General features: G+C 67.0%; 18 protein-coding genes. 4 read left to right on the top strand and 14 right to left on the bottom strand.

Annotated features, from left to right (window positions below; genetic code table 11):
• Positions 1 to 87 precede the first annotated feature (87 nt).
• From V6Z91_RS15250 to V6Z91_RS15185, 14 genes are all read right to left on the bottom strand, one after another.
• Positions 88 to 765 carry a response regulator gene (locus V6Z91_RS15250; RefSeq protein WP_338758379.1) on the bottom strand — a complete coding sequence of 226 codons (678 nt, stop codon included), beginning with the start codon at positions 763 to 765 and terminating at the stop codon, positions 88 to 90.
• Positions 766 to 810: 45 nt separating this feature from the next.
• Positions 811 to 1320 carry a PEP-CTERM sorting domain-containing protein gene (locus V6Z91_RS15245; protein WP_338758378.1) on the bottom strand — a complete coding sequence of 170 codons (510 nt, stop codon included), beginning with the start codon at positions 1318 to 1320 and terminating at the stop codon, positions 811 to 813.
• Positions 1321 to 1448: 128 nt separating this feature from the next.
• A complete protein-coding gene (locus V6Z91_RS15240; protein ID WP_338758376.1) occupies positions 1449 to 5657 on the bottom strand; it encodes a two-component regulator propeller domain-containing protein in 4209 nt (1402 codons plus the stop codon).
• A 9-nt stretch (positions 5658 to 5666) separates the two neighbouring features.
• Positions 5667 to 6836, bottom strand: a complete 1170-nt coding sequence (locus V6Z91_RS15235) for a patatin-like phospholipase family protein (protein ID WP_338758374.1) — start codon at positions 6834 to 6836, stop codon at positions 5667 to 5669.
• A gap of 176 nt (positions 6837 to 7012) precedes the next feature.
• Complete coding sequence (gene ggt, locus V6Z91_RS15230; RefSeq protein ID WP_338758372.1) at positions 7013 to 8791, bottom strand: gamma-glutamyltransferase; 1779 nt, start codon at positions 8789 to 8791, stop codon at positions 7013 to 7015.
• A 68-nt stretch (positions 8792 to 8859) separates the two neighbouring features.
• The gene (locus V6Z91_RS15225) at positions 8860 to 9618 is read right to left on the bottom strand and encodes a 3-hydroxyacyl-CoA dehydrogenase (protein WP_338758371.1); all 759 of its coding nucleotides are present in this window, start codon (positions 9616 to 9618) and stop codon (positions 8860 to 8862) included.
• Between the two features lie 56 nt (positions 9619 to 9674).
• Complete coding sequence (locus V6Z91_RS15220; RefSeq protein WP_338758370.1) at positions 9675 to 10196, bottom strand: hypothetical protein; 522 nt, start codon at positions 10194 to 10196, stop codon at positions 9675 to 9677.
• 393 nt (positions 10197 to 10589) lie between these two features.
• The gene (locus V6Z91_RS15215) at positions 10590 to 12743 is read right to left on the bottom strand and encodes a sodium-translocating pyrophosphatase (protein ID WP_338758369.1); all 2154 of its coding nucleotides are present in this window, start codon (positions 12741 to 12743) and stop codon (positions 10590 to 10592) included.
• A gap of 190 nt (positions 12744 to 12933) precedes the next feature.
• Positions 12934 to 13590: an adenylate kinase gene (adk, locus tag V6Z91_RS15210; RefSeq protein ID WP_338758368.1), complete on the bottom strand. Its 657-nt coding sequence runs from the start codon at positions 13588 to 13590 to the stop codon at positions 12934 to 12936.
• Between the two features lie 123 nt (positions 13591 to 13713).
• Positions 13714 to 14463 carry a 3-deoxy-manno-octulosonate cytidylyltransferase gene (gene kdsB, locus V6Z91_RS15205; protein ID WP_338758367.1) on the bottom strand — a complete coding sequence of 250 codons (750 nt, stop codon included), beginning with the start codon at positions 14461 to 14463 and terminating at the stop codon, positions 13714 to 13716.
• A 20-nt stretch (positions 14464 to 14483) separates the two neighbouring features.
• Complete coding sequence (locus V6Z91_RS15200; RefSeq protein ID WP_338758366.1) at positions 14484 to 14660, bottom strand: Trm112 family protein; 177 nt, start codon at positions 14658 to 14660, stop codon at positions 14484 to 14486.
• Positions 14641 to 15666 carry a tetraacyldisaccharide 4'-kinase gene (gene lpxK / locus V6Z91_RS15195; protein ID WP_338758364.1) on the bottom strand — a complete coding sequence of 342 codons (1026 nt, stop codon included), beginning with the start codon at positions 15664 to 15666 and terminating at the stop codon, positions 14641 to 14643. Before lpxK ends, V6Z91_RS15200 begins: the two co-directional genes overlap by 20 nt.
• 121 nt (positions 15667 to 15787) lie before the next feature.
• Entirely contained in the window at positions 15788 to 16210 is a 423-nt protein-coding gene (locus V6Z91_RS15190) for a biopolymer transporter ExbD (protein ID WP_338758362.1), read from the bottom strand.
• A gap of 10 nt (positions 16211 to 16220) precedes the next feature.
• Complete coding sequence (locus V6Z91_RS15185; RefSeq protein ID WP_338758360.1) at positions 16221 to 16826, bottom strand: MotA/TolQ/ExbB proton channel family protein; 606 nt, start codon at positions 16824 to 16826, stop codon at positions 16221 to 16223.
• 1007 nt (positions 16827 to 17833) lie between these two features.
• Between V6Z91_RS15185 and xseA the strand changes: the two genes are divergently transcribed.
• From xseA to sodB, 4 genes are all read left to right on the top strand, one after another.
• On the top strand, positions 17834 to 19198 hold the full coding sequence (gene xseA, locus V6Z91_RS15180) for an exodeoxyribonuclease VII large subunit (protein ID WP_338758359.1): 1365 nt from the start codon (positions 17834 to 17836) through the stop codon (positions 19196 to 19198).
• A 127-nt stretch (positions 19199 to 19325) separates the two neighbouring features.
• On the top strand, positions 19326 to 19871 hold the full coding sequence (locus V6Z91_RS15175) for a PEP-CTERM sorting domain-containing protein (protein WP_338758358.1): 546 nt from the start codon (positions 19326 to 19328) through the stop codon (positions 19869 to 19871).
• Positions 19872 to 19950: 79 nt separating this feature from the next.
• Complete coding sequence (locus V6Z91_RS15170) at positions 19951 to 20982, top strand: substrate-binding domain-containing protein (protein WP_338758356.1); 1032 nt, start codon at positions 19951 to 19953, stop codon at positions 20980 to 20982.
• 115 nt (positions 20983 to 21097) lie between these two features.
• Positions 21098 to 21676, top strand: coding sequence for a superoxide dismutase [Fe] (gene sodB, locus V6Z91_RS15165; RefSeq protein ID WP_338758354.1), 579 nt, complete (start codon positions 21098 to 21100; stop codon positions 21674 to 21676).
• Positions 21677 to 21839: the final 163 nt, after the last annotated feature.

Raw genomic sequence — 21839 nt, 5'->3', positions numbered from 1 at the left:
TTAAGCTTAAACGATCTGGCGCACAAGCCGCCGCGCAGGCGCGGCCGGGATCGACGTGCGCGCGCGACAAAACGGCCGGCGCCACCGTCACGCCTGCAACCGCCGGGCCTGGCGGCGCACGGCGTCGCGCACCGCGCCCAGCATCGGCGCCAGCGCGGCCGCGTCGGACGGCGGTACGGCCAGCGTGCCGGCGGCCCCGGTCAGGCCAAGCGTGGCGCAGCCGTCGCGCAGCCGTTCCAGCCGCGCCGTGGCTTCGTCGCGTGCGCCGCGCAGGAGCAGCGCTTCCAGCTCAGGCCCGGCGGCCAGCACTTGCGTCTCGAACCCGGCGAGGTAGGCGCCCAGGCGCCGGGCATCGATGCCGAGGCGGGCCAGCGTGACCGACGGCTCCTCGGCTTGCAGCGGCGCCGCCAGCGCATCGAGTTGCGCGCGCACCTGTGCCGGCTCGAATGGCTTGACGATGTAGCCGGTGGCACCGGCAAGGGTCGCGCGCTCCACCGTCTCGCGGTCGTTGGCGGAGGACACCAGCACGAACGGCAACGTAGCCAGGGCGGCATCGTTGCGCACTTTTTGCAGCAGTTCCAGGCCGGATACGCGCGGCATGCGCAGGTCGCAGAAACAGGCGGCCGGCCGCAGCCCGCCGGCGAGCTGCTGCCACGCGTCGGCGCCGTCTTCCGCTTCCACGATGTCGTAGGTGCCGCAGCTGTCGATCAGGTGCATCAGCATCATGCGCGACACCACGTCGTCGTCGATTACCAAGACTTTCATCACTCTCCCAATCTGGCCCCGTGCCAGCGCTGGGATTATAACCACTCAGGCGCTGCGCTTTCCCGCATGCCGGCGCCATGCCGCCAGGCCGGCTGCGCCGGCCAGCAGCAGGTACGCGGATGCCGGCTCGGGGACCGCGCCGACGGGGCTGATGGTGAGCGTGGCATCGAAGGAGTCGAGACTGCGATAGGTGCCGAACTGGCCCAGCGCGCCTTCATCGAAGTAATAGAAGCGCCGCCTTACCCATTCGCCCTCCCCTTCCGCTATGGCAACGGCGATCAATGCCTCCCGTCCATCGGACCACCACGGCGTCTGCCTGACGTCCGGAACGATGGTGGCCTCGAAACAGATGGTGCATCCTGGGGAACTGACCGGCATATCGTAGATGGGGGCGGTCGGGAAGTCGGGAAGGAGAATCGTGAAACTGAACATGCCGGAAGGATTCAACTCGTGCTCGAATTCGCCCCACATCGAAATCTCGATATCGGCCGATGCGATGCTGGAGACGGACAGGCAAATCGCGCCGACCAGCTTGTGCAGGAACGCTTTCATCATGCATCTCTCCTTGGACACGGTTGTTGTCGAAAAAGCATAACACCCGTGCAAGCGGAGTCAACTGCCACGACCGGCAAATATCCAACTGTGGCGAAAACCCAATAGGGACAAAGCGCGCTCCGCGCGCCTCAACGGCCGTCGCCGTTTTCCACCGGTGCGAGCAGGCGTCCCAGTTGCGCATGGAGCCGCGGCAGCTTGTGGCGGATCGCCGGCCACAGCGCGCGGTCGGCGGCGCGTTCGAGTTCGGCGCACAGCGCGTGCAGCTCCATCTCCTGCAAGTAGGCGGCGCTGCCCTTGAGGCCGTGGAACAGCCGTCCCGCCCCATCCGCGTCGGCGGCGGCCAGGGCGGCATCGAGTTCATTGAGCTTGCCGGGCAGGTCGGCCACGAAGGCGTCGCGCAGCCGCAGGCGCAGCGCGACTGCCGCGTCGACGGGCGCGCCCGGCAGCGGCTGCGCCGGGGGCAATGGTGGCAAGCCAGTGTCGATGCCGAACATGGCATCGAGCTCCGCCACGCTGGGCCGCGCCCCGGCGCCGTGCGGCGGCACCACCGACGGCATCGGGTCGAGCACCACGCCGCGCGCCAGCTGGCGCTCGATGGCACGCGCCAGCTGGCGGTGCAGCGCGCCCTCGTCGATCGGCTTGGTCAGGAAATCGTCCATGCCGGCGGCGAGGTAGCGGCTGCGGTCTTCCTCGCTGACATTGGCCGTCAACGCCACGATCATCAGGTCGCGGTCGCACACCGGTGCACCGGGCGGGCCACCGGCACGGATGGCACGGGTGGCGGTAGCGCCATCCAGCTCCGGCATGCGGCCATCCATCAGGATCAGGTCGTAGCGGGTCTGCGCGCAGGCCGCCACCGCCAGTGCGCCGTTGCCCACGATGTCCACGCCGTGCCCCAGGTCTTCCAGCATCATGCGGATGATGATCTGGTTGGTCGGGAAGTCTTCCGCGCACAGCACCTTCAGCCTGTGCGTATGCGGCGTTCGCGCCACCTGCGGCGCAAGCGGCGGCGGCACCCCGTCGCACAGCGGCAGCGTGAACGAAAACACGCTGCCCTCGCCCGGCGTGCTGTGGGCACTGATGTCGCCGCCCATCAGGTCCACCAGCTGGTGGCAGATCGCCAATCCCAGGCCGGTGCCGCCGTAGCGCCGCGTGGTGGTCGCGTCGGCCTGCTCGAATTTCTCGAACAGCCGCGGCAGCTCGGCGGGCGGAATGCCGATGCCCGTATCCTCGACCGTGAAGCGGATCACCGCGCAGCCTCGTTCGCTGCTGCCGGCGCGCTCCACGCGCAGCGTGACATGGCCGCGCTGCGTGAACTTGAATGCGTTGCCCACCAGGTTTACGAGTACCTGCCGCAGCCGCGTGGGATCGCCGACCACGAAGTGCGGGAGGTCGCGCCCGTATTCGATACGGAACTCCACGCCCTGGGCGGCCGACTGCTCCTCGAACAGGCTGGCCACGTTTTCCACGGCGGCCGCCAGCGCGAAGTCGATCTTCTCGACGGTGAGCTTGCCCGCTTCGATCTTGGAAAAATCGAGCAGGTCGTTGATGATCGACAGCAGCGACTGCGCGTTGGCCTGCCCGCGCTCGATCTGCTCGCGGGTGACGGGTTGCAACGAGCGGTCGCGCAGCGCGAAGCCCAGCATGCCGATCACGCCGGCCAGCGGCGTACGCATCTCGTGGCTCATATTGGCCAGGAATTCGGATTTCTGCCGCGTCGCGTCCTCGGCCCGCTGGGCGGCGTGGCGCAGCCGCTCGTCGCGCTGTTCCAGCTCGCGCGTCTGCTCCATCAGCTGGCGGTTCTTCATCTCCACCTCGGCCGTGCGCAGGCTCACCTGCTGCTCCAGCCGCAGCCGCTGGCCGCGCAGCACGCGCATGCGCGTGTGGTACATGCCGAACGCGCCGCCCAGCACCAGCACGATCGCCAGCGTGCGGAACCACCAGGTCTTCCAGACCGGGGGCAGGATCGTGATCACCAGCTCGGTCGGCTCGCCCCACGCGCCATCCTTGTTGGCGGCCTTCACGCGGAACACGTAGCGGCCGGCGTCGAGATTCGTGTACGTGGCGAAGCGCTTGCCGGCACCCGTGCCGACCCAGTCGCGGTCGAAGCCCTCGAGCTGGTAGGCGAAGCGGTTGTTCTGCGGCCACGCGAAGTGGAGCGCGGCGAATTCCAGCGAGAAAACGGAATCCTCGCTGTCGAGGGTGATCGCGTTCGTTCCCTCGATGGCGCGCTGCAGGATCACGTGGCCGTCCGGCCGCTTCTCGCCCGGCCGCACCGACCGGTTGAAGATCTGGAAGTCGGTGATCGCCACCACCGGCGCGATGGTGTTGGGCCGCACCGCGCCCGGATCGAACGCGGTGACGCCATTGAAGCCGCCGAAGTACAGCGTGCCATCCGGCGCGGCGAAGGCCGATCCGTCGAAGTACGCGCCTTCGATCGTGCCGTCCGCGCCCGAGTAATTGCGCACGCGCCCCGTCGCGGGCTCGAGGCTGGCCAGGCCGCTGTTCGTCGACAGCCACAGCTTGCCCTCGCGGTCGGGCAGGATCGCCGCAATCGCGTCGTCGGCCAGGCCGTCCTGCCGGGTATAGCGGCGGAACGAGATGCCGTCGGCGCCGCGGCGCATGCGGTTCAGGCCCGAGGCCGTGCCGACCCACAGCGTGCCCTGTGCATCTTCGTGCAGGTAGTGCACCTCGTTGTGCGACAGGCTACCGGGATCGCGCGGGTCATGCCGGAAATGCCGGAAGCGGCCGGTGCGCCGGTCCAGCAGCCCCAGGCCGTTGAAGGTGCCGACCCACAGGTTGCCGCGGCTGTCTTCCAGCACGGGGCGGACGATGTCGTCGGCCAGGCTGGCCGGATTGCCGGGATCGTGGCGGAAGGCGCGGATCGAACCGTCCGCCGGGTCGATCCGGTACAGGCCCGCCTTGCTGGAGACCCAGATCATGCCGCCGCGGTCGCCGTACAGGTAGCGCACCATGTCCAGCTCGGGGTTGCCGCGCGAGAGCAGCAGAGGGCCGAACTGGCCGGTGCCCGGATCGAAGGTGCGCACGCCGGCGCGGCTGCCGACCCAGAGCTGGCTGCCGTTCGTGCGCCACAGCGACGTCACGTTGGCAAGGCCGGTGTCGTTGCCGTCCTGCGGCAGGGGGTACAGCCGCGCCGCGCCGCTGACCGGGTCGTACAGGGACAGGCCATGGTCGTTGCCGACCCACAGCTTGCCGTGGCCGGCATCGGCGATCGCGCGCACGCGGTTGTCGCTGAGCGATCCCGGCTGGTCGGGGTTCTTCACGAGCCGGGCGAAGCCACCGCTCGACAGGTCGACCCGGCTGACGCCGTTGAACCACGTGCCCACCCAGAACGTGCCGGTGCGGTCGCGGAACAGCGCCGAGACATAGTCGTCGGCCAGGCTGTGCGGGTCGCCCAGTTCATGCCGGTAGCCGGTGAAGCGGCCAGCCTCCGGCCGCCAGCGGTACAGGCCATCGTTGCGCATGCCGACCCACACGGTCCCGTCGGGGTCCTGGTAGATGTTCATCACGGTGCCCGGGGGCAGGCCCGCGCTGTCGGGCAGGCGCTCGCGGCGCAACGCACTGCCGCCGGGGGCCGGCCGCCAGCGTTCCATGCCGGCATGCGTGCCGACCCACAGCGTGCCGTCGCGGTCGGCCAGCAGCGATTGCACGGCCACCGGCGCGGTACCGGCGGCCCCCCGGATGGTGAAGTGCACCATGCGCGCGGCGCCCGGCGCCAGCATGCTCACGCCCGCCGGGGTACCGATCCACAGGCGGCCGGCCGCGTCGCGCGCCAGCGCATTGACCTGGTCGTGCGCCAGGCTGCCAGGATCGCCAACCGCGCGGTGGTAAATAGTGAAGCCGCCGGTGGCAGGGTCGAAGCGCTGCAGGCCGTCGGCCGTGCCGATCCACAGACCGCCGGCGCCATCGTCGACGATGGCGCGCACGTGGCGGTTGCCGTTGCCCCGCTCTTCCGGTTCCAGGGGCAGATAGTGCGCGAAGCGCTGCGCCAGCGGGTCGAACAGGTCCAGGCCATTGTCGGTGCCGACCCACAGCCGGCCAGACGGGTCGACATGCAGCACGCGCACCCAGTTCTGCGACAGGCTGTGCGGGTCGGACAGCGCATGCTGGTAAATGACCGTGCGGTAGCCGTCGTAGCGGGCCAGGCCGCCCTGGGTGCCGAACCAGATGAAGCCCTGGCGGTCCTGGGCAATCGCCAGCACCGATTCCTGCGGCAGGCCGTCCTGCACGCTCAGCTGCTCGAAACGCAGCGTGCGCGACGGCGCCGCGGCGGCGAGCCCGCACAGCAACAGGAGGCACAGCAGGAGATGGCGCACCCAGACCCCCTAATTGCCGAAGAAGGCCAGCACGTCGGCACGGCGGGCGTGGGTGTCGCGCTGGCCCAGGCGGATCAGCTCATTCGTGTAGCTGGACTCGAACAGCAGGTAGGACGCCAGCGCGGCGCCGCGCGCCTCGGTCGCGCCGATCCCCGACAGCATCGCGCGGATCGGCGCCGGCAGGCTGCCCACGTGGCGCGCGGCGATGTCGTCGAGCCGTTCGGAAGGCGCGATCACGAGCAGCTCGACGGGGCGCAGCGGCGTCTTCTCGAGCAGGTCGGCGGGCAGCATCGACAGCGTGTTGTTGATGCGGTTCAGGCGCTCGATGTCCATCGCCAGGCCGTCCAGGAAGATCGAGGACATCGCATGGCCGGCGATCTGCGCCAGGCTGGGGTAGCTCGCCATGTCGACGCCGTTGCGCGCCTGTTCGGTCAGGCGGCCGGCGCCCACCACGAGCACCTTCGCGGCGCCCAGGTGGATCGCCGGCGAGATCGGCGCCAGCTGGCGCATCGAGCCGTCGCCGCAATATTCCCGCCGGCCGCTCACGTACAGCGGCGTGGCCGGGAAGATGAACGGAATCGCGGACGAGGCCAGCAGGTGCTCGACGCCGATCTGGTCCTGCAGCGCCACGCGCTGCATGCGCACCCACGGCGCGATCTCGGCGGCGGTCTGGTAGAAGGTGATGTGCTGGCCACCCGTGTACGACGACGCGGTCACGGCCAGCGCATGCAGCAGCCCTTCCTGCAGCACGCCATCGAGGCGCGGCAGGTCCAGCATGCGGTGCAGCAGGTTGACGAGGGGCGTGTTGTTGAGCAGCGAGGTGGGCGGCGCCGCGCGCCACTTGCGCAGCAGCCAGCCGAACGACAGCAGGGACAGCCAGCGCGCGCCAGAGCGCAGCACGCCCAGCGAATCGGCGCGGTACACCTGCTCGACGGTGATGTGCGACCACACATCCATCAGCTTGGCGACGCTCTCGCCGAAATTGTCGGCCCGGCAGGCCAGCGCGGTGGCATTGATGGCGCCGGCCGAGGTGCCGCAGATGATCTGGAACGGACTGCGCGCCGGCGCCCAGCCCTCATCCCACAATATCTCCGCGATCGCCTGCAGTACCCCGACCTGGTAAGCGCCCCGCGCGCCTCCTCCGGTCAGGATCAGGCCAGTCTTTTTTTTCATGCCCATTTACTAAGGGTAACACGGCAGCCCAGGGGAAGGACATGCCAGCGACACCACCAGCATGGCCCCCCTGCAACATTTCCTAAAACCGGGGTCAAAAATTGGGGACTGTCCCCGGTGTTGCAAAACAACCGAAAAGCGCCGGGATTTGGTTGCTTTACTGCAGGGGACTGTCCCCGGCGTCAGTCGCCGCGCACGATGCCTTCGCGGCGCGGGTCGGCGCCGCCGAACCACATGTCCTTGCCGCCCTGCCGGATGCGCTGGATGCCCTGCAGGCCGGAGTTCTGCTCGAACTCGCGCACTTCGTGGCCCTTGGCCTTGAGCCGGGCGATCACGTCGGCGTCCAGGCGGCCCGCTTCCAGTTCGGTCGGGCCGTTGCGGCTGCCGAAGTTGGGCAGGCTGATCGCCTGCTGCACGTCGAGGTTCCAGTCCAGCGTGCCCACCAGCACCTTCATCACATAGTTGATGATCGACGAGCCGCCCGGCGAACCGGTGGCGAGCACCAGCTTGCCCGAAGCGCGCTCGAAGACCAGCGTGGGCGACATGGCGCTGCGCGGGCGCTTGCCCGGCTGCACGCGGTTGGCGATCGGGCCGTTCTCGTCGGCGGCGTCGAACGAGAAGTCGGTCAGCTGGTTATTCAGCATGAAGCCGTCGACCATCTGCCGCGAGCCGAACGCGTCTTCCACCGACGTCGTCATCGACAGGCCGTTGCCGTACTGGTCCACGGCCACGAGGTGCGAGGTCGACGGGCGGTCGAGCGCCGTGTCGGTGCCCCACGCTACCTGCATGCCTTGCGGCGTGCCCGCCTGGGCGCTGCCCATCGACTTCTCGCCGATCAGCGAAGCGCGCTGCGCGAGATACCCCTTGTCCAGCATCGAGGCAATGCCCTTGCCCGGCAGCGGGATGAAGTCGGTATCGGCCACGTAGCGGTTGCGGTCCGCGTAGGCCAGCCGGCCCGCTTCGGAGAACAGGTGGATCGCCTCGGCGTCGAGCTTGCCCGCCACCGGTTTGTACGAGGCGATCGGCGTGCGCTCGAGGATGCCGAGCATCTGCGCGATCGCGATGCCGCCGGAAGATGGCGGCGGGGCGCCGCACACCTTCCACTGGCGATAGTCCGCACACACCGGGTCGCGCTCCTTCGGCCGGTAGTCGGCGATGTCGCGCGCCGTCAGCAGGCCGGGATTGGTGGGGTGGTTCGCCACCTTGGCCGCGATGTCGCGGGCGATCCGGCCGGTGTAGAAGGCATCCGCGCCGCCGCGCGCGATCTCGCGCAGCGTCCGCGCCAGGTCCGGATTCTTCAGGACGTAGCCGACCGGGCGCGGCTCGCCATCCTTGTCGTAGAAATAGGCCGCCGCGACGGGATCGCGCGGCAGCCGCTTGCGGTCGTATTGCAGCAACGCGTGCAGGCGCGGACTGACGGCGAAGCCCCGGTCGGCCAGCTCGATCGCCGGCTCGAACAGCTTTGCCCAAGGCAGCTTGCCATGCTTTTCATGAGCCAGCGCCAGCATGCGCACCACGCCCGGCGCGCCGGTCGAGCGGCCGCCCACGATGCCCTGCTCGCGCGACACCGGCTTGCCATCCTTGTCCAGGAACAGCCGCTCCGTGGCCGCCATCGGCGCCGTCTCGCGGCCGTCGTAGGAGTGCACCTTACTGCCGTCGTACAGCATCAGGAAGGCGCCGCCGCCGATGCCGGACGATTGCGGTTCCACCAGGGTCAGCACCATCTGCGTGGCGATCGCGGCATCGACCGCGCTGCCGCCCGCCTTGAGCATGCGGTAGCCCGCCTCGGTGGCCAGCGGATTGGCCGCGGCCACCATGTAGTGCTGCGCATGGGCGCCCTGCTTCTCGGCATAGCCGGTGGCGATCTCGGGCGCGCGCTGCAGCGTGGCCGCTTCCTGGGCCGGGGCAGGCAGCGCCGCGCACAGCAGCGCGGCCAGCGGAATGGAATAAAGTCGTGTCATCGGTTCCCCCTGAAAAGCAAAACGCGCGACCGGGTCGCGCGTTCGTTCAATGATGCACGAATGCTACTCTATTTCGGCTGCATCCGTATCGCACCGTCCAGGCGGATCGTCTCGCCGTTCAGCATCACGTTCTCGATGATCGCCTTGGCCAGGTGCGCGTATTCGTCCGGCTTGCCCAGCCGCGGCGGGAACGGCACCATCTTGCCGAGCGCTTCCTGCACCTCGGCCGGCATGCCCAGCAACATCGGCGTCTCGAAGATGCCGGGGGCGATCGTCATCACGCGGATGCCGCTCCTGGACAGGTCGCGCGCCATCGGCAACGTCATGCCGGCCACGCCGGCTTTCGACGCCGCGTAGGCCGCCTGCCCCATCTGGCCGTCGAATGCCGCCACGGAGGCCGTGTTGACGATCACGCCCCGTTCGCCATGCTCCAGCGGCTCCAGCCGGCTCATCGCATCGGCGGCCAGGCGGCACATATTGAAGGTGCCGACCAGGTTGATGGTGATCGTGCGCGCGAACGCATCGAGCGGGTGCGGGCCTTCCTTGCCGACCGTCTTCGCGGCCGGGGCAATGCCGGCGCAGTTGACGATGCCGCGCAAGGCCCCCAGCTCCTGCGCTGCCGCCACCACCGCCAGGCCATCGGCTTCCTGCGTGACGTCGCAGCGCACGAACCGGCCACCCAATTCTTCGGCCAGCGCCTGCCCGGCGTCCACCTGCACGTCCGCCAGCACGACCTTGCCGCCGCTGGCCGCCAGCGTGCGCGCCGTCGCCGCCCCGAGGCCCGAAGCGCCGCCCGTGACGATAAATACGTTATCCCTGATCTGCATGCCGTCTCCTCTACTTTACGTTTACGTAAGCGTCAACCAACGGCATTGTAGCGGAATCACATGCAGCGGACAAAGCCCCCGACGGTGGTGCAGTGGCGCCCCGCCGGGGTGCGCGTCACGCCGGTGCCGCCTTGCTGGAACGTGTTGCCGTTGGTATCGCGGCACACGCCGCCCACGCAGGTGGTGGGTGACGGCCGGGTAATGGCCCTGTCCGGTGGCGACGCGGACGGGTTGGCCGACGGATTCACCAAGGGCGGTACCGGGGCCACCGGTGCCGCCGGATAGGGAGAACGTTGGCCGAGCGTGGCCGAAGGCAGCACGGGCCGTCCGGCAGCCGAAGGCGGCATCGTATCGGGAGGGCCGATGCGGTCAGCGTCATCCTGCCGCGGCACGGGCCGCCGCGGCATCGGCCGCTGCGCCGGCGCGGTGCGGCAGGGTTCGATCTCGAGACTGCGCCGGTCCGGGCCGAGCCGGCACACGGGCAGATTGGCGTACGCTTCGCGCTCGGCGACGGCGTCCTGCCGCGCGCTCGCAAGCGCGGGGATCAGCGCGGCGGCAAGCATCAGCGAACTGATCAACGAATGAATCGGGGAACAAGCCGGGGAACAAGCGGGGGAACGAATCAAGGAACAAATCCGCGAACGAATTGCCCAACGGATTGGCCAAGGAATCGGCGAACAAATCGGCGAACGAGCTGGCGAACGAACTGGCGAACGATTCGGCAAACGGAATGGCGGCATGGCAGGCCCCGGACGGCATCGGCGCATCCATGATACGCCGGGCCGCCCGTGCCATGCCGCACCGCTGCGCCGCCTCAGCGCTGCCACACGCCTGCACCGCTGCGCCGCCTTGGCGCTGCCGCCCCCTGCACCGCTGCACCGCCTTGGCGCTGCCGCCCCCTGCACCGCTGTGCCGCCTTAGCGCTGCCGCCCCCTGCACCGCTGTGCCGCCCCCTGCACCGCTGTGCCGTCTCAGCGCGGCGCGGCCGGCACCGACGGCGCCGCCTGCGGCGTGCCGTTGGCCACCTGGTGCGACACCTTCGCCCGCGCCTGCACCGGGTCGGGCGTGACCGCCAGCCAGCCGGTTGCCGGCAGCAGCGGCACCAGCAGCAGCGCGACGATGTTGATGATCTTGATGAGCGGGTTGACGGCGGGGCCGGCCGTGTCCTTGTACGGGTCGCCCACCGTGTCGCCGGTTACCGCCGCCTTGTGCGCATCCGAGCCCTTGCCGCCGTGGTTGCCGTCCTCGATGTATTTCTTGGCATTGTCCCAGGCGCCGCCGCCGGTCGTCATCGAGATCGCCACGAACAGGCCGGTGATGATGGTGCCCATCAGCATGCCGCCCAGCGCGGCCGGCCCGAGCAGCATGCCGACGAGAATGGGCACGATCACGGGGAGCAGCGAGGGCAGGATCATTTCGCGGATCGCCGATGCCGTCAGCATGTCCACCGCCTTGTCGTACTGCGGCTTGCCGGTACCATCCATGATGCCGCGGATCTCGCGGAACTGCCGGCGCACCTCGACCACCACCGCGCCAGCCGCCCGCCCCACCGCTTCCATCGCCATCGCGCCGAACAGGTAGGGGATCAGCCCGCCGATGAACAGGCCCACGATCACCATCGGATTGGACAGGTCGAATGCGATACTGATGTTGCGCGCGTCCAGCGCATGGGTGTAATCGGCGAACAGCACCAACGCCGCCAGGCCGGCCGAACCGATCGCATAACCCTTCGTGACGGCCTTTGTGGTGTTGCCGACGGCGTCGAGCGGGTCGGTGATGGCGCGCACGGAATCGGGCATGCCGGACATCTCGGCAATGCCGCCGGCGTTGTCGGTCACCGGCCCATAGGCGTCGAGCGCGACGATGATGCCGGCCATCGACAGCATCGAGGTGGCGGCGATCGCGATGCCGTACAGGCCGGCCAGCTCATAGGACACCAGGATGGCGATGCACACGGCCAGCACGGGGTATGCGGTCGATTTCATCGACACGCCCAGCCCGGCGATGATGTTGGTGCCATGCCCGGTCGTCGACGCTTCGGCGATGTGACGCACCGGCTTGAAATCGGTGCCCGTGTAGAACTCGGTGATGTACACCATCAGGCCCGTGAGCACGATGCCCACCAGCGTGGCGCCAATCATCTGCCAGCGCATCGTGTAGTCGGTCCACACCAGCCACGTGACGATGGCGAAGCCGATCAGCGACAGGATCGCCGCCCACCACAGCCCCGTGTACAGCGCAGACATGATCTTCTTGCCCGGCTTGGCCTTGACGAACAGGCAGCCGACGATCGACGCCAGGATCGACACGCCGCCCAGCAGCAGCGGGTACAGGATCGCCTCGGCCGTGGCGTCGGTAACCATCAGCGCACCGAGCAGCATGGTGGCGATCAGGGTCACCACATAGGTTTCGAACAGGTCGGCCGCCATGCCGGCGCAGTCGCCCACGTTGTCGCCCACGTTGTCGGCGATCACGGCCGGGTTGCGCGGGTCATCCTCCGGGATGCCCGCCTCCACCTTGCCCACCAGGTCGGCGCCCACGTCGGCGCCCTTGGTGAAGATGCCGCCGCCCAGCCGGGCGAAGATCGAGATCAGCGACGCGCCGAAAGCCAGGCCGATCAGCGGCTTGATCACGTCGTGCGGCGACAGCCCTGGCGAAGGATACGCACTGCCGGCAAAGGCCGTCAGCATCCAGTAGAACAGGGCCACGCCCAGCAGGCCCAGGCCCACCACGAGCAGGCCGGTGATCGCGCCGCTCTTGAAGGCCACGTCGAGCGCGTCGTTCAAGCTTCTTGAGGCGGCCTGCGCCGTGCGCACATTGGCCCGCACCGACACGTTCATGCCGATGAAGCCGCAGGCGCCGGACAGCACCGCGCCGATCAGGAAGCCCAGCGCGGTCTGCACGCCGAGCAGGAGGAAGATGGCAACGAGGAGGATGACGCCAACGATGGCGATGGTGCGGTACTGCCGCGTCAGGTAGGCGCTGGCGCCCTGCTGGATCGCCAGGGCGATCTCCTGCATGCGGGCATTGCCCGCGTCCTGCCCCAGGATCCAGTTGCGCGAGTACAGCCCGTATATCACCGCGATGACGCCACACGCCACCGCAAACCACAGACCTGCTGCCATATCTCCCCCCTTTATGAACCAACGTTGTCGAATGGTGCCAATCGGACTTCATCACGCCGCGCTAGCGGCAAACGAAACGATGCAGACGAAACGATGCTTGCGAATACCTGCGTACGGCAAGGCGTACGGCTGTGCGGCCAAAAGGGGGCCGGCAAAAAAAAACGGACCGCGCGGGCCCGTCTCGTGTTTCTTATTCCGCCAGTGCGGCGAATGCGCGATCGCGGATTTCCTCCACCGCGCCAACGCCTTCGATCTTGCGGTATTTGGGAGCGACCGGGTCGCCCGACTTGGCCCACTCGTTGTAATAGCCGAGCAGCACTTCAGTCTGGTTGTGGTACACGTCCAGGCGCTTCTTCACGGTCTCGGCGCGGTCGTCGTCGCGCTGCACCAGCGGTTCGCCCGTCACGTCGTCCACGCCATCCACCTTGGGCGGGTTGAACTTCACGTGGTACACGCGGCCGGAACCCTGGTGGCAGCGGCGGCCGCTCATGCGCTCGATGATCTGTTCGTCCGGCACGTCGATTTCCAGCACGTAGTCGATCTTCACGCCGGCATCCTTCATCGCGTCGGCCTGGGCGATCGTGCGCGGGAAGCCGTCGAACAGGTAGCCGTTCGCGCAGTCCGCTTCCTTCAGGCGGTTCTTGACGAGGCCGATGATGATGTCGTCGGAAACCAGCTGCCCAGCGTCCATGACCGCCTTGGCGGCGATCCCCAGCTCCGTGCCGGCCTTGATGGCGGCCCGCAGCATGTCACCGGTCGAAATCTGAGGAATGTTGTACTTTTCCTTGATGAAGTTGGCCTGGGTGCCCTTGCCGGCGCCGGGTGGTCCTAACAGAATGAGACGCATGAAGATTCCTAAAACAATTTTAATAGTTTGATGGTAGATGTATCAGTTGTGACGAAACTTACCACAAAAGGCTGGCCCAACGCCACTTCGGGAATGGCGCCGACGTGCAAAAACGCCAAACGCTCAGCCGAAGTGAGCGCGAACGCGTTCCAGGTCTTCGGGAGTATCGACGCCGGGTGCCGGCGCGGCGCCGGTGACGTGCACGGCGATAGGATGGCCATGCCACAGCACGCGCAGCTGCTCGAGGGCCTCAATGGTCTCGAGCGGCGACACGTCGAGCCGCGGATAGGCTTGCAGGAAATCGTTGCGGTAGGCGTACAGGCCGATGTGGCGCAACGGCACATAGCCGGAAGGCAGCGCATCCTTGGACTGCGCGAAGGCATCGCGCGCCCAGGGAATCGTGGCGCGGCTGAAGTACAGCGCGCGGCCCGCCTTGTCCAGGACTACCTTGACCACGTTCGGATTGAAGGCATCGGCAGCGTCGTCGATCGGATGGGCGCAGGTGGCCATTGGCACGCCCGCATCGATGCGCGCGGCGCAGTCGGCCAGCAGCGCCGGGTCGATCAGCGGCTCGTCGCCCTGCAGGTTGACGACCACGGCCGAGGGCGGCAGGCCGAGCGCCTGCGCCACCTCGGCGATGCGGTCGGTGCCGGACGGATGGTCGGCGCGCGTCAGCCGCGCTTCGACGCCGTGCGCGGCACAGGCTTCCATGATCGATGGGTGGTCGGTGGCCACGACGATGCGGGCCGCGCCGGACAGCGCGGCCCGCTCGGCCACGCGCACGACCATCGGCTTGCCGCCAAGGTCGGCCAGCGGTTTGTTCGGCAGGCGGGTCGACGCCAGCCGCGCGGGAATGATGACGGTGAAGCTCACGATCGGCTCATTCCACCCGCTTATTCCACGGTATCCTGCAGCGTGCGGGCTTCGTCTGCCCACATGATCGGGATGCCGTCGCGGATCGGATAGGCCAGGCGGTCGCCGCGGCAGATCATTTCCTGGGCTTTCTTATCGTATTCCAGCGGGCCCTTGCAAACAGGGCAGACCAGGATGTCAAGCAAACGTGCGTCCACGGCATTTCTCCACAATGTGCGAGGCCAGCGCCGCATCGAGCTGCGCGCCGACCGGAACGACCCACAGCCGCGGATCGTTTCTGAGTTCTTCGATTTGTGCGCATTTTACTGCATCCTTCTCGGTCATCAAGATCACCTCCGCGTCCACCCGCGCGAACGGCCGGTCGAGGAAATCGTGATGATCGGGCAGCGGCAGTTCCTGGAACTGCAGGCCGGCGTCGGCCAGCATGCGGAAAAAGCGCTTCGGGTTGCCGATGCCGGCGGCGGCGGCCACCCTGCCCCGGCCGCCGATATAGCGCAGCGGCACGCGCTCGCGCCGGTCGGCGAGGCGTTCGGCGAACTCGCCCTCCAGGGTCATCAGGTGCGGCTGGCCGCCGACCTTGGCGGCCAGCCGCGGCGTCAGCGCCGGCGCGTTGACCACCGTGACATCGCGACGGCGCGAAGGCGGCTCGCGCAGCGGGCCGGCGGGCAAGGTCCAGCCGTTGCCCACGCCGCGGCCATCGAACAGCACCACTTCCACGTCGCGTTGCAGCGCGTAGTGCTGCAAGCCGTCGTCGGTGACGATCACGTTCACTTCGGGGTGCGCGGCCAGCAGCGCCAGCCCCGCCGCGGCGCGGTTGCGGCCCACGAAGACGGGGCACGCGGCGCGCGTGGCGATCAGCACGGGCTCGTCGCCCACCTCGGCCGGAGTGGACAGCGCGGTCACGGGCCGCGGCGCGTCGCCCTGGCTGCCGAAGCCACGCGAGATCACGCCGGGCTGGAAGCCGGCGGCGCGCAGGCGCTCGACCAGCCAGATCGTCAACGGCGTCTTGCCGGTGCCGCCGATATAGATATTGCCGACCACCACCACGGGCACCGGCAGGCGCGTCGATTTCAGGATGCCGCCGCGGTACAGGCGGCGGCGCAGCGCGGCCAGCGCGCGGAACAGCAGCGACACGGGGTACAGCGCACAGGCGAGCGGACCGCGCTTCTGCCAGGCGCGGGTGAGGGTGGATTCGAGGGTCATTGGGTAAGGAATAGCCGGAACAGCCGGCAACACATCCTTGCCCCGGAGGCAGGTGCTGGGGACGGACCCGTCGCGTCCGTCCCCAGGTCTTGCTCCGGGGTCTGAGAGGAAAATATCACGCCTACTTCCCGCTCCCCGTCTGCGCCGCGAACGTCAACTTGCCGAAGCCGGCGATGCGCGCCGCTTCCATCACGTTGACCACCATCTGGTGCATGGCGAACTGGTCGGCATTGACGACCACCACCGGGTCGCTGCCCGGCTGCGCGGCCGCCTTCAGCACCGAGGCCAGGCCGGCCACGTCGCGGAACGATACCGGCTCGCCGTTGATCGTGTAGTTGCCTTTCGCATCCACGGTCACGTCGATCTGGTCCGGCTGCTGGGTCGCCTTCTGCGCATCGGCGGTGGGCAGCGTGATCTGCAGTTCCGTGAACTTGCTGTAGGTGGTCGACACCATCAGGAAGATCAGGATCACCAGCAGCACGTCGATGAACGGGATCAGGTTGATCTCCGGGTCTTCCCGGCGCTGGCCCTTGCGGAAATTCATCGCCCTGCCCTTACTGACGGGAGTTGTGCACGACGTCGACGAAGCGCACGGCCTGCTGCTCCATCTGGATCACGAAGCTGTCGACCAGCGCGCGGAAGTGGCGGTAGAACACCAGCGTGGGCATGGCGATGGCCAGGCCGAAGCCGGTGTTGTACAGCGCCACGGAAATGCCGTGCGCCAGCTGCGCCGGATTGGCACCGGTGGGATTTTGGGCGCCGAAGATCTCGATCATGCCGACCACGGTGCCGAACAGCCCCATCAGCGGCGCCAGCGTGGCGATCGTGCCCAGCGTCGTCAGGAAACGCTCCAGCGTGTGCGCGACACCGCTGCCCGCTTCCTCGATCGATTCCTTCATCACCTCGCGCGGCGCGTTCACATTGCGCAGCGCGGCCGACAGCACCACGCCCAGCGGCGAACTCGTTTCCAGCTTGCCCAGGATATCCGGCGTGATGTTGCCGCTGCGGTAGACGCCCACCACTTCGTCGAGCAGGTTAGGCGGCAGGATCCGGGCGCGGCGCAAGGTCATCAGGCGTTCGATGATCAAGGCGGTGGCGACGATGGAAGCGATCAGCAGCAACCAGATCGGCCAGCCGGCAGCTTGGAAGATGGCGAGCAAAACTTACTCCTTTATGAAAGCCCGACACAGGCGCAGACGCGCAATGTAGCGTGTTGCCGGCATCGCGGCAAGTGTGGACCGGTGCAAGCGCGCGGCCCAGGCGCGCCGACGCGTGTTCTTCACAAATTCTGTGGAAAAGAATGTGCGCAAGGCGCGAAGTCTCGCACAAGTCATTGATTTCAATAGAATTTATGGCGAAGCCCATTTTTTGTGCAACCACCTCGGCATCCGCTGCGGCGGCATTCTCAACAATTTCTGTGGACAAAATTGTTGGCAAGGGGCCCATGACCTCGTCAAGTCCTTGATCCGAAAGGAAATTATTTCAATGCGCAAAAAACTTGCAGTACAGCCAAATATGCGGTTCTACCCAGCAGTGCTTCTGCACAGTAATTGTTGATAAGACTGTTGGCAAGGCGCCGGAGACGGTGGAAGAGCGTTGATTTCACAGGAAAAATCAGCCGAGCTCAAAAAACGGGCAGCGACGCGAGACTGCCCGTTTTCCTCATCCGTCTTGCCATCGGTCGTCCTTCTGCACAAAAACTGTGGACAATATTGTGCGCAAGGGTGACACGACCTTCCAAGCACGTTGATTTAAAAGGAAAAAATGCCCACGCACAAAAAACAGGCAGCCCGATCCCTTCTCGTTGCCTGCTGGAGGGGCGCCGGATGGCCGTGCGGTTCTGCACAACTTCTGTGGATAAAATTGTGGGGAAGCGCGAGTCAGGCATGCCAAGTACCTGATTTACAAAGAGAAACTTTTCCTGCGGAAATTTTCGGCACTGCTTCCGCCACTTGTTCACGTTCCCCACAAATTCTGTGGATATCTTTGTGCGTAAGAATGACCGGCCTCAGCGAAGTCCTTGATTTGTAAGAATATTCTTACGATGCACACGAATGAAGCAGCCGGTTTTATCTTTATAAATCAGTATCTTGGAAAAACACCTTGCTGTTTTGGGCGAGATATGACATAAGCATGACCGCTTGATGACTCTGTGGACAGTTCCCTGATGCCGACCTTCGACCGCCCCGATTCCGCCCCCGGCCAGAACGCCGTGATCACCGTCAGCGCGCTGAACCAGGCCGTATCGCGGCTGCTCGAGCGTAGTTTTCCACTGACCTGGATCGCTGGGGAAATCTCCAATTTCACGCGTGCCGCGTCGGGCCACTGGTACTTCACGCTGAAGGACGATGCGGCCCAGGTGCGCGCCGTGATGTTCCGCGGCCGCGCGCAATACGCCGGCTTCGTGCCGCGCGAAGGCGACAAGGTCGAAGTCCGCGCGCTCGTCACGCTGTATGGTCCGCGCGGCGACTATCAGATCAATGTCGAAGCGATCCGCCGCGCCGGCGTGGGGGCGCTGTTCGAGGCGTTCATGCGGCTGAAGGAGAAGCTGTCCGCGGCCGGCCTGTTCGACGAGGACAGGAAGCGCGCCCTGCCCCTGTTCGCGCGCACCATCGGCATCGTCACGAGCCCTCAGGCGGCGGCGCTGCGCGACGTGCTGATCGCCTTGCGTCGCCGCGCGCCGCACGTGAACGTGGTGCTCTACCCGACCCTCGTCCAGGGGCAGTTCGCCGGCGAGCAGATCGCCCGGGCGATCCGCACGGCATCGAAGCGGGCCGAGTGCGACGTGCTGATCGTCTGCCGCGGCGGCGGCAGCATGGAAGACCTGTGGTGCTTCAATGACGAGATGGTGGCCTGGGCGATCGCGGAATGCAGCATGCCGGTGATTTCCGGCGTGGGCCACGAGACCGATTTCACCATTGCCGATTTCGCCGCCGACCTGCGCGCCGCCACGCCCACGGCGGCCGCCGAGCTGGCCGCCACGCCGCGCGGCGACTGGCTCGCTTCGCTGCGCGCCGACGCCACCGACCTGCGCCGCGCAATGCGACGCACGCTGAACGACGCCGCGCAGACGCTGGACCACCACAGCCGCCGCCTGCTAAGCCCCACGGCGCGCATCCGCCAGCAGCGCCTGGCCCTGCTGGCGCTGTCGACGGCGCTGATGCACGCCAACCGCGCGCCCTTGAACCAGTCGCGCCACACGCTGGACAAGCTGGCTGGCCGGCTGGCCGCGCAGCGCCCCGACACGCGCGCCGTGCGTGCCCACCTGGCTGCGTTGCAGCATCGCTGCGCCGTCAACATCGCCGCGTGCGTGCGGCGCGAGCGCGAGGCGCTGGGCGCGCTGGCCGCGCAGCTCGAACTGCTCAATCCGCAGCGCACGCTGGAGCGTGGCTACGCGATCGTCACCGACAGCCGTGGCGCGATCCTGCGCTCGCCGGACCAGCTGCAACCGCGCCGGAAATACAATGTGCGCCTGGCCGAAGGCAGCGCCGACCTGACGGTGTCGAACGTCCAGCCGCAGTTGGACCGGTAACGCTTGCATTGCAATAGTGTCGCGCTTATAACGCATTGCGGCCCGGCGCCCTTCGCCGCACACCTTTCCAGTGATAGGCTCATCAATGGCCGCGACCGCGGCCGTCCAACATCACCAGGAGATTGTCATGCACATCCGCGTCATTGCAGCGGCGCTGCTCGCCACTGCCGCGTCATCCGCGCAGGCCTACGAAAAGAAATACGTGTTCGAATACGAGGGGGCCTGGTACAACCATACCTTGATGGGGGACGAGTGGGTGTGGGACGCCTCGCGCGCGTGGAGGGGCTACTTCATCGGCGATGATGTCGACGGCGACGGCACGATCGTCGCAAGCGAGGTCAGCAAGTTCGTCGCCAACGGTTTTCAGGCGGACAGGTGCGCAGTCCAGGAATACACCAGTTGCGGCGCGACCTTCGAGAAATACACAATTGCGGGCGTCTTCTATTCGGCCTGGCATGTCTACAACGTACCAGGGCAATACACCCGCAGCCAGTACTGGAACCTGCCCGACGGCGGCATCATCTACAACGATTATCCGATCGATGAGCACTATGCCCTCGGCGCCGATACCCAGTTCACGGTCAGCGTCGTTCCCGAACCGGCCACGTGGCTGATGCTGGGCACTGGCCTTCTCGCCGCTGGCGCCGCGGCGCGCCGCGCGCGCCGCGGCTGACCCGCAAGCACCGGCGGCTGCCTTCGACCGGGGCGGTATGGTACTCTTGCCCCGGTCCGACAACGTGGAAAAACAACAATTGACAAATCCATCTACGCCCGCGGGGCCCTCGACCCTGCTCGACGTCGCCCGGGAAGCGGGCGTCTCACCCTCGACCGTGTCGCGCATCCTGAACGGCACCGCCCGCGTCTCCGACGACAAGCGGCAAGCCGTGATGAAGGCGATCGAGCGCACCAATTTCGCGCCGAACCTGATGGCGCAAGGCCTCAAGAAAGGCCGCACGCACACGATCGGCATCATCGTGCAGGACATTTCCTCGCCGTTCTTCGACGAGATCCTGCACGGCGTCGATGACGGCCTGAAAGGCACCGGCTACGCCTCGGTCATCGTCACCGGGCACTGGAGCGCGCTGGAAGAGGCGGACCGCATCCGCCTGCTGCTGGCGCGCAAGGTCGACGGCATCGTGCTCCTGTCCGGCAACCTGCCGGACGACCAGCTGCTGCACTTCGCCACCCAGCGCCCCATCGTCGTCACCGGCCGCGCCCTCGATGCGCAGAACGCGCTGGGCTTCACGATGGACAACGAGCACGGCGCCTTCCTGGCCGTGCAACACCTGATCGAACTGGGGCACCGGCGCATCGCCTTCGTGTCCGGCCCGCCCAGCCATGCCGATGCCTCGAGCCGCCTGCGCGGCTACCGCAAGGCGCTGGAAGCGGCCGGCATCCCGGTCGACCCGGCCCTCGTGGTGGAAGGCAACTTTCACGAGAACAGCGGCCTGCTGGCGGTGAACCACCTGTTCGAGACCGGCCAGGATTTCACCGCCGTCTTCGCGGCCAACGACCAGAGCGCCTACGGCGTGCGCCTGGCCCTGTACCGCAAGGGCGTGCAGGTGCCGGAAGACGTGTCGCTGGTGGGCTTCGACGACCTGCCCGGCTCCGCCTTCACGACGCCGCCGCTGACGACGGTGCGCCAGCCGCTGTACGACATCGGGCTGACGGCGATCACCGCCCTGTTGCGCCTGATCAGCGGCGACCGCGTACCCACGCGCGTGCCGCCGGTGGAACTGGTGGTGCGGGAAACGACGCGGCCGCGTGACGCAGGCCCCTTATAGCCGTTCGGGTAGCCTCACTATTTACGGGGGATTTCGGCAGGCCGGCGGGCAACGCATTACAATGATGGGCGTTTTGAAAACGTTGATTCTTTTGTCCCCTCATAAGGAAATGCACATGGAACATACCCTGCCGCCGCTGCCGTACGCGAAAGACGCACTGCAACCGCACATCTCGGCTGAAACGCTGGAATTCCACTACGGTAAGCACCACCAGGCTTACGTCACGAACCTGAACAACCTGATCAAGGGCACCGAGTTCGAGAACCTGTCCCTGGAAGAAATCATCAAGAAGTCCTCCGGCGGCGTCTTCAACAACTCCGCGCAGGTGTGGAACCACACGTTCTTCTGGCACTGCATGGCACCGAACGCCGGCGGCGCGCCGACCGGTCCGGTGGCGGACGCGATCAACGCCAAGTGGGGCTCCTTCGACAAGTTCAAGGAAGAGTTCAGCAAGTCGGCCGTGGGCAATTTCGGTTCCGGCTGGACCTGGCTGGTGAAGAAGCCGGACGGCTCCGTGGACATCGTCAACACGTCCAACGCCGCCACCCCGCTGACCACGGAAAACAAGCCGCTGCTGACCGTGGACGTTTGGGAACACGCCTACTACATCGACTATCGCAACGCCCGTCCGAAATTCGTGGAATCGTGGTGGAACCTGGTCAACTGGGAATTCGTGAACCAGAACTTCGCCTGAGTTCCGCCATTCCCGCGACATGCGCCTGAACTGACCGGCGCATGATCGACAACACGGCCCGCCTCGCGCGGGCCGTGTGCATTTTTGGATCGCTGGCATGACGCACTTTTGATTTAAATCAAAACGTCATCGCCACTTCCGCTCGCTTTTCCGCAGTCTGCAT

The sequence above is a fragment of the Massilia sp. METH4 genome (genome assembly GCF_037094685.1).
Lineage (GTDB): Bacteria > Pseudomonadota > Gammaproteobacteria > Burkholderiales > Burkholderiaceae_D > Rugamonas.
This window is presented reverse-complemented; position numbering and strand designations above follow the sequence as displayed.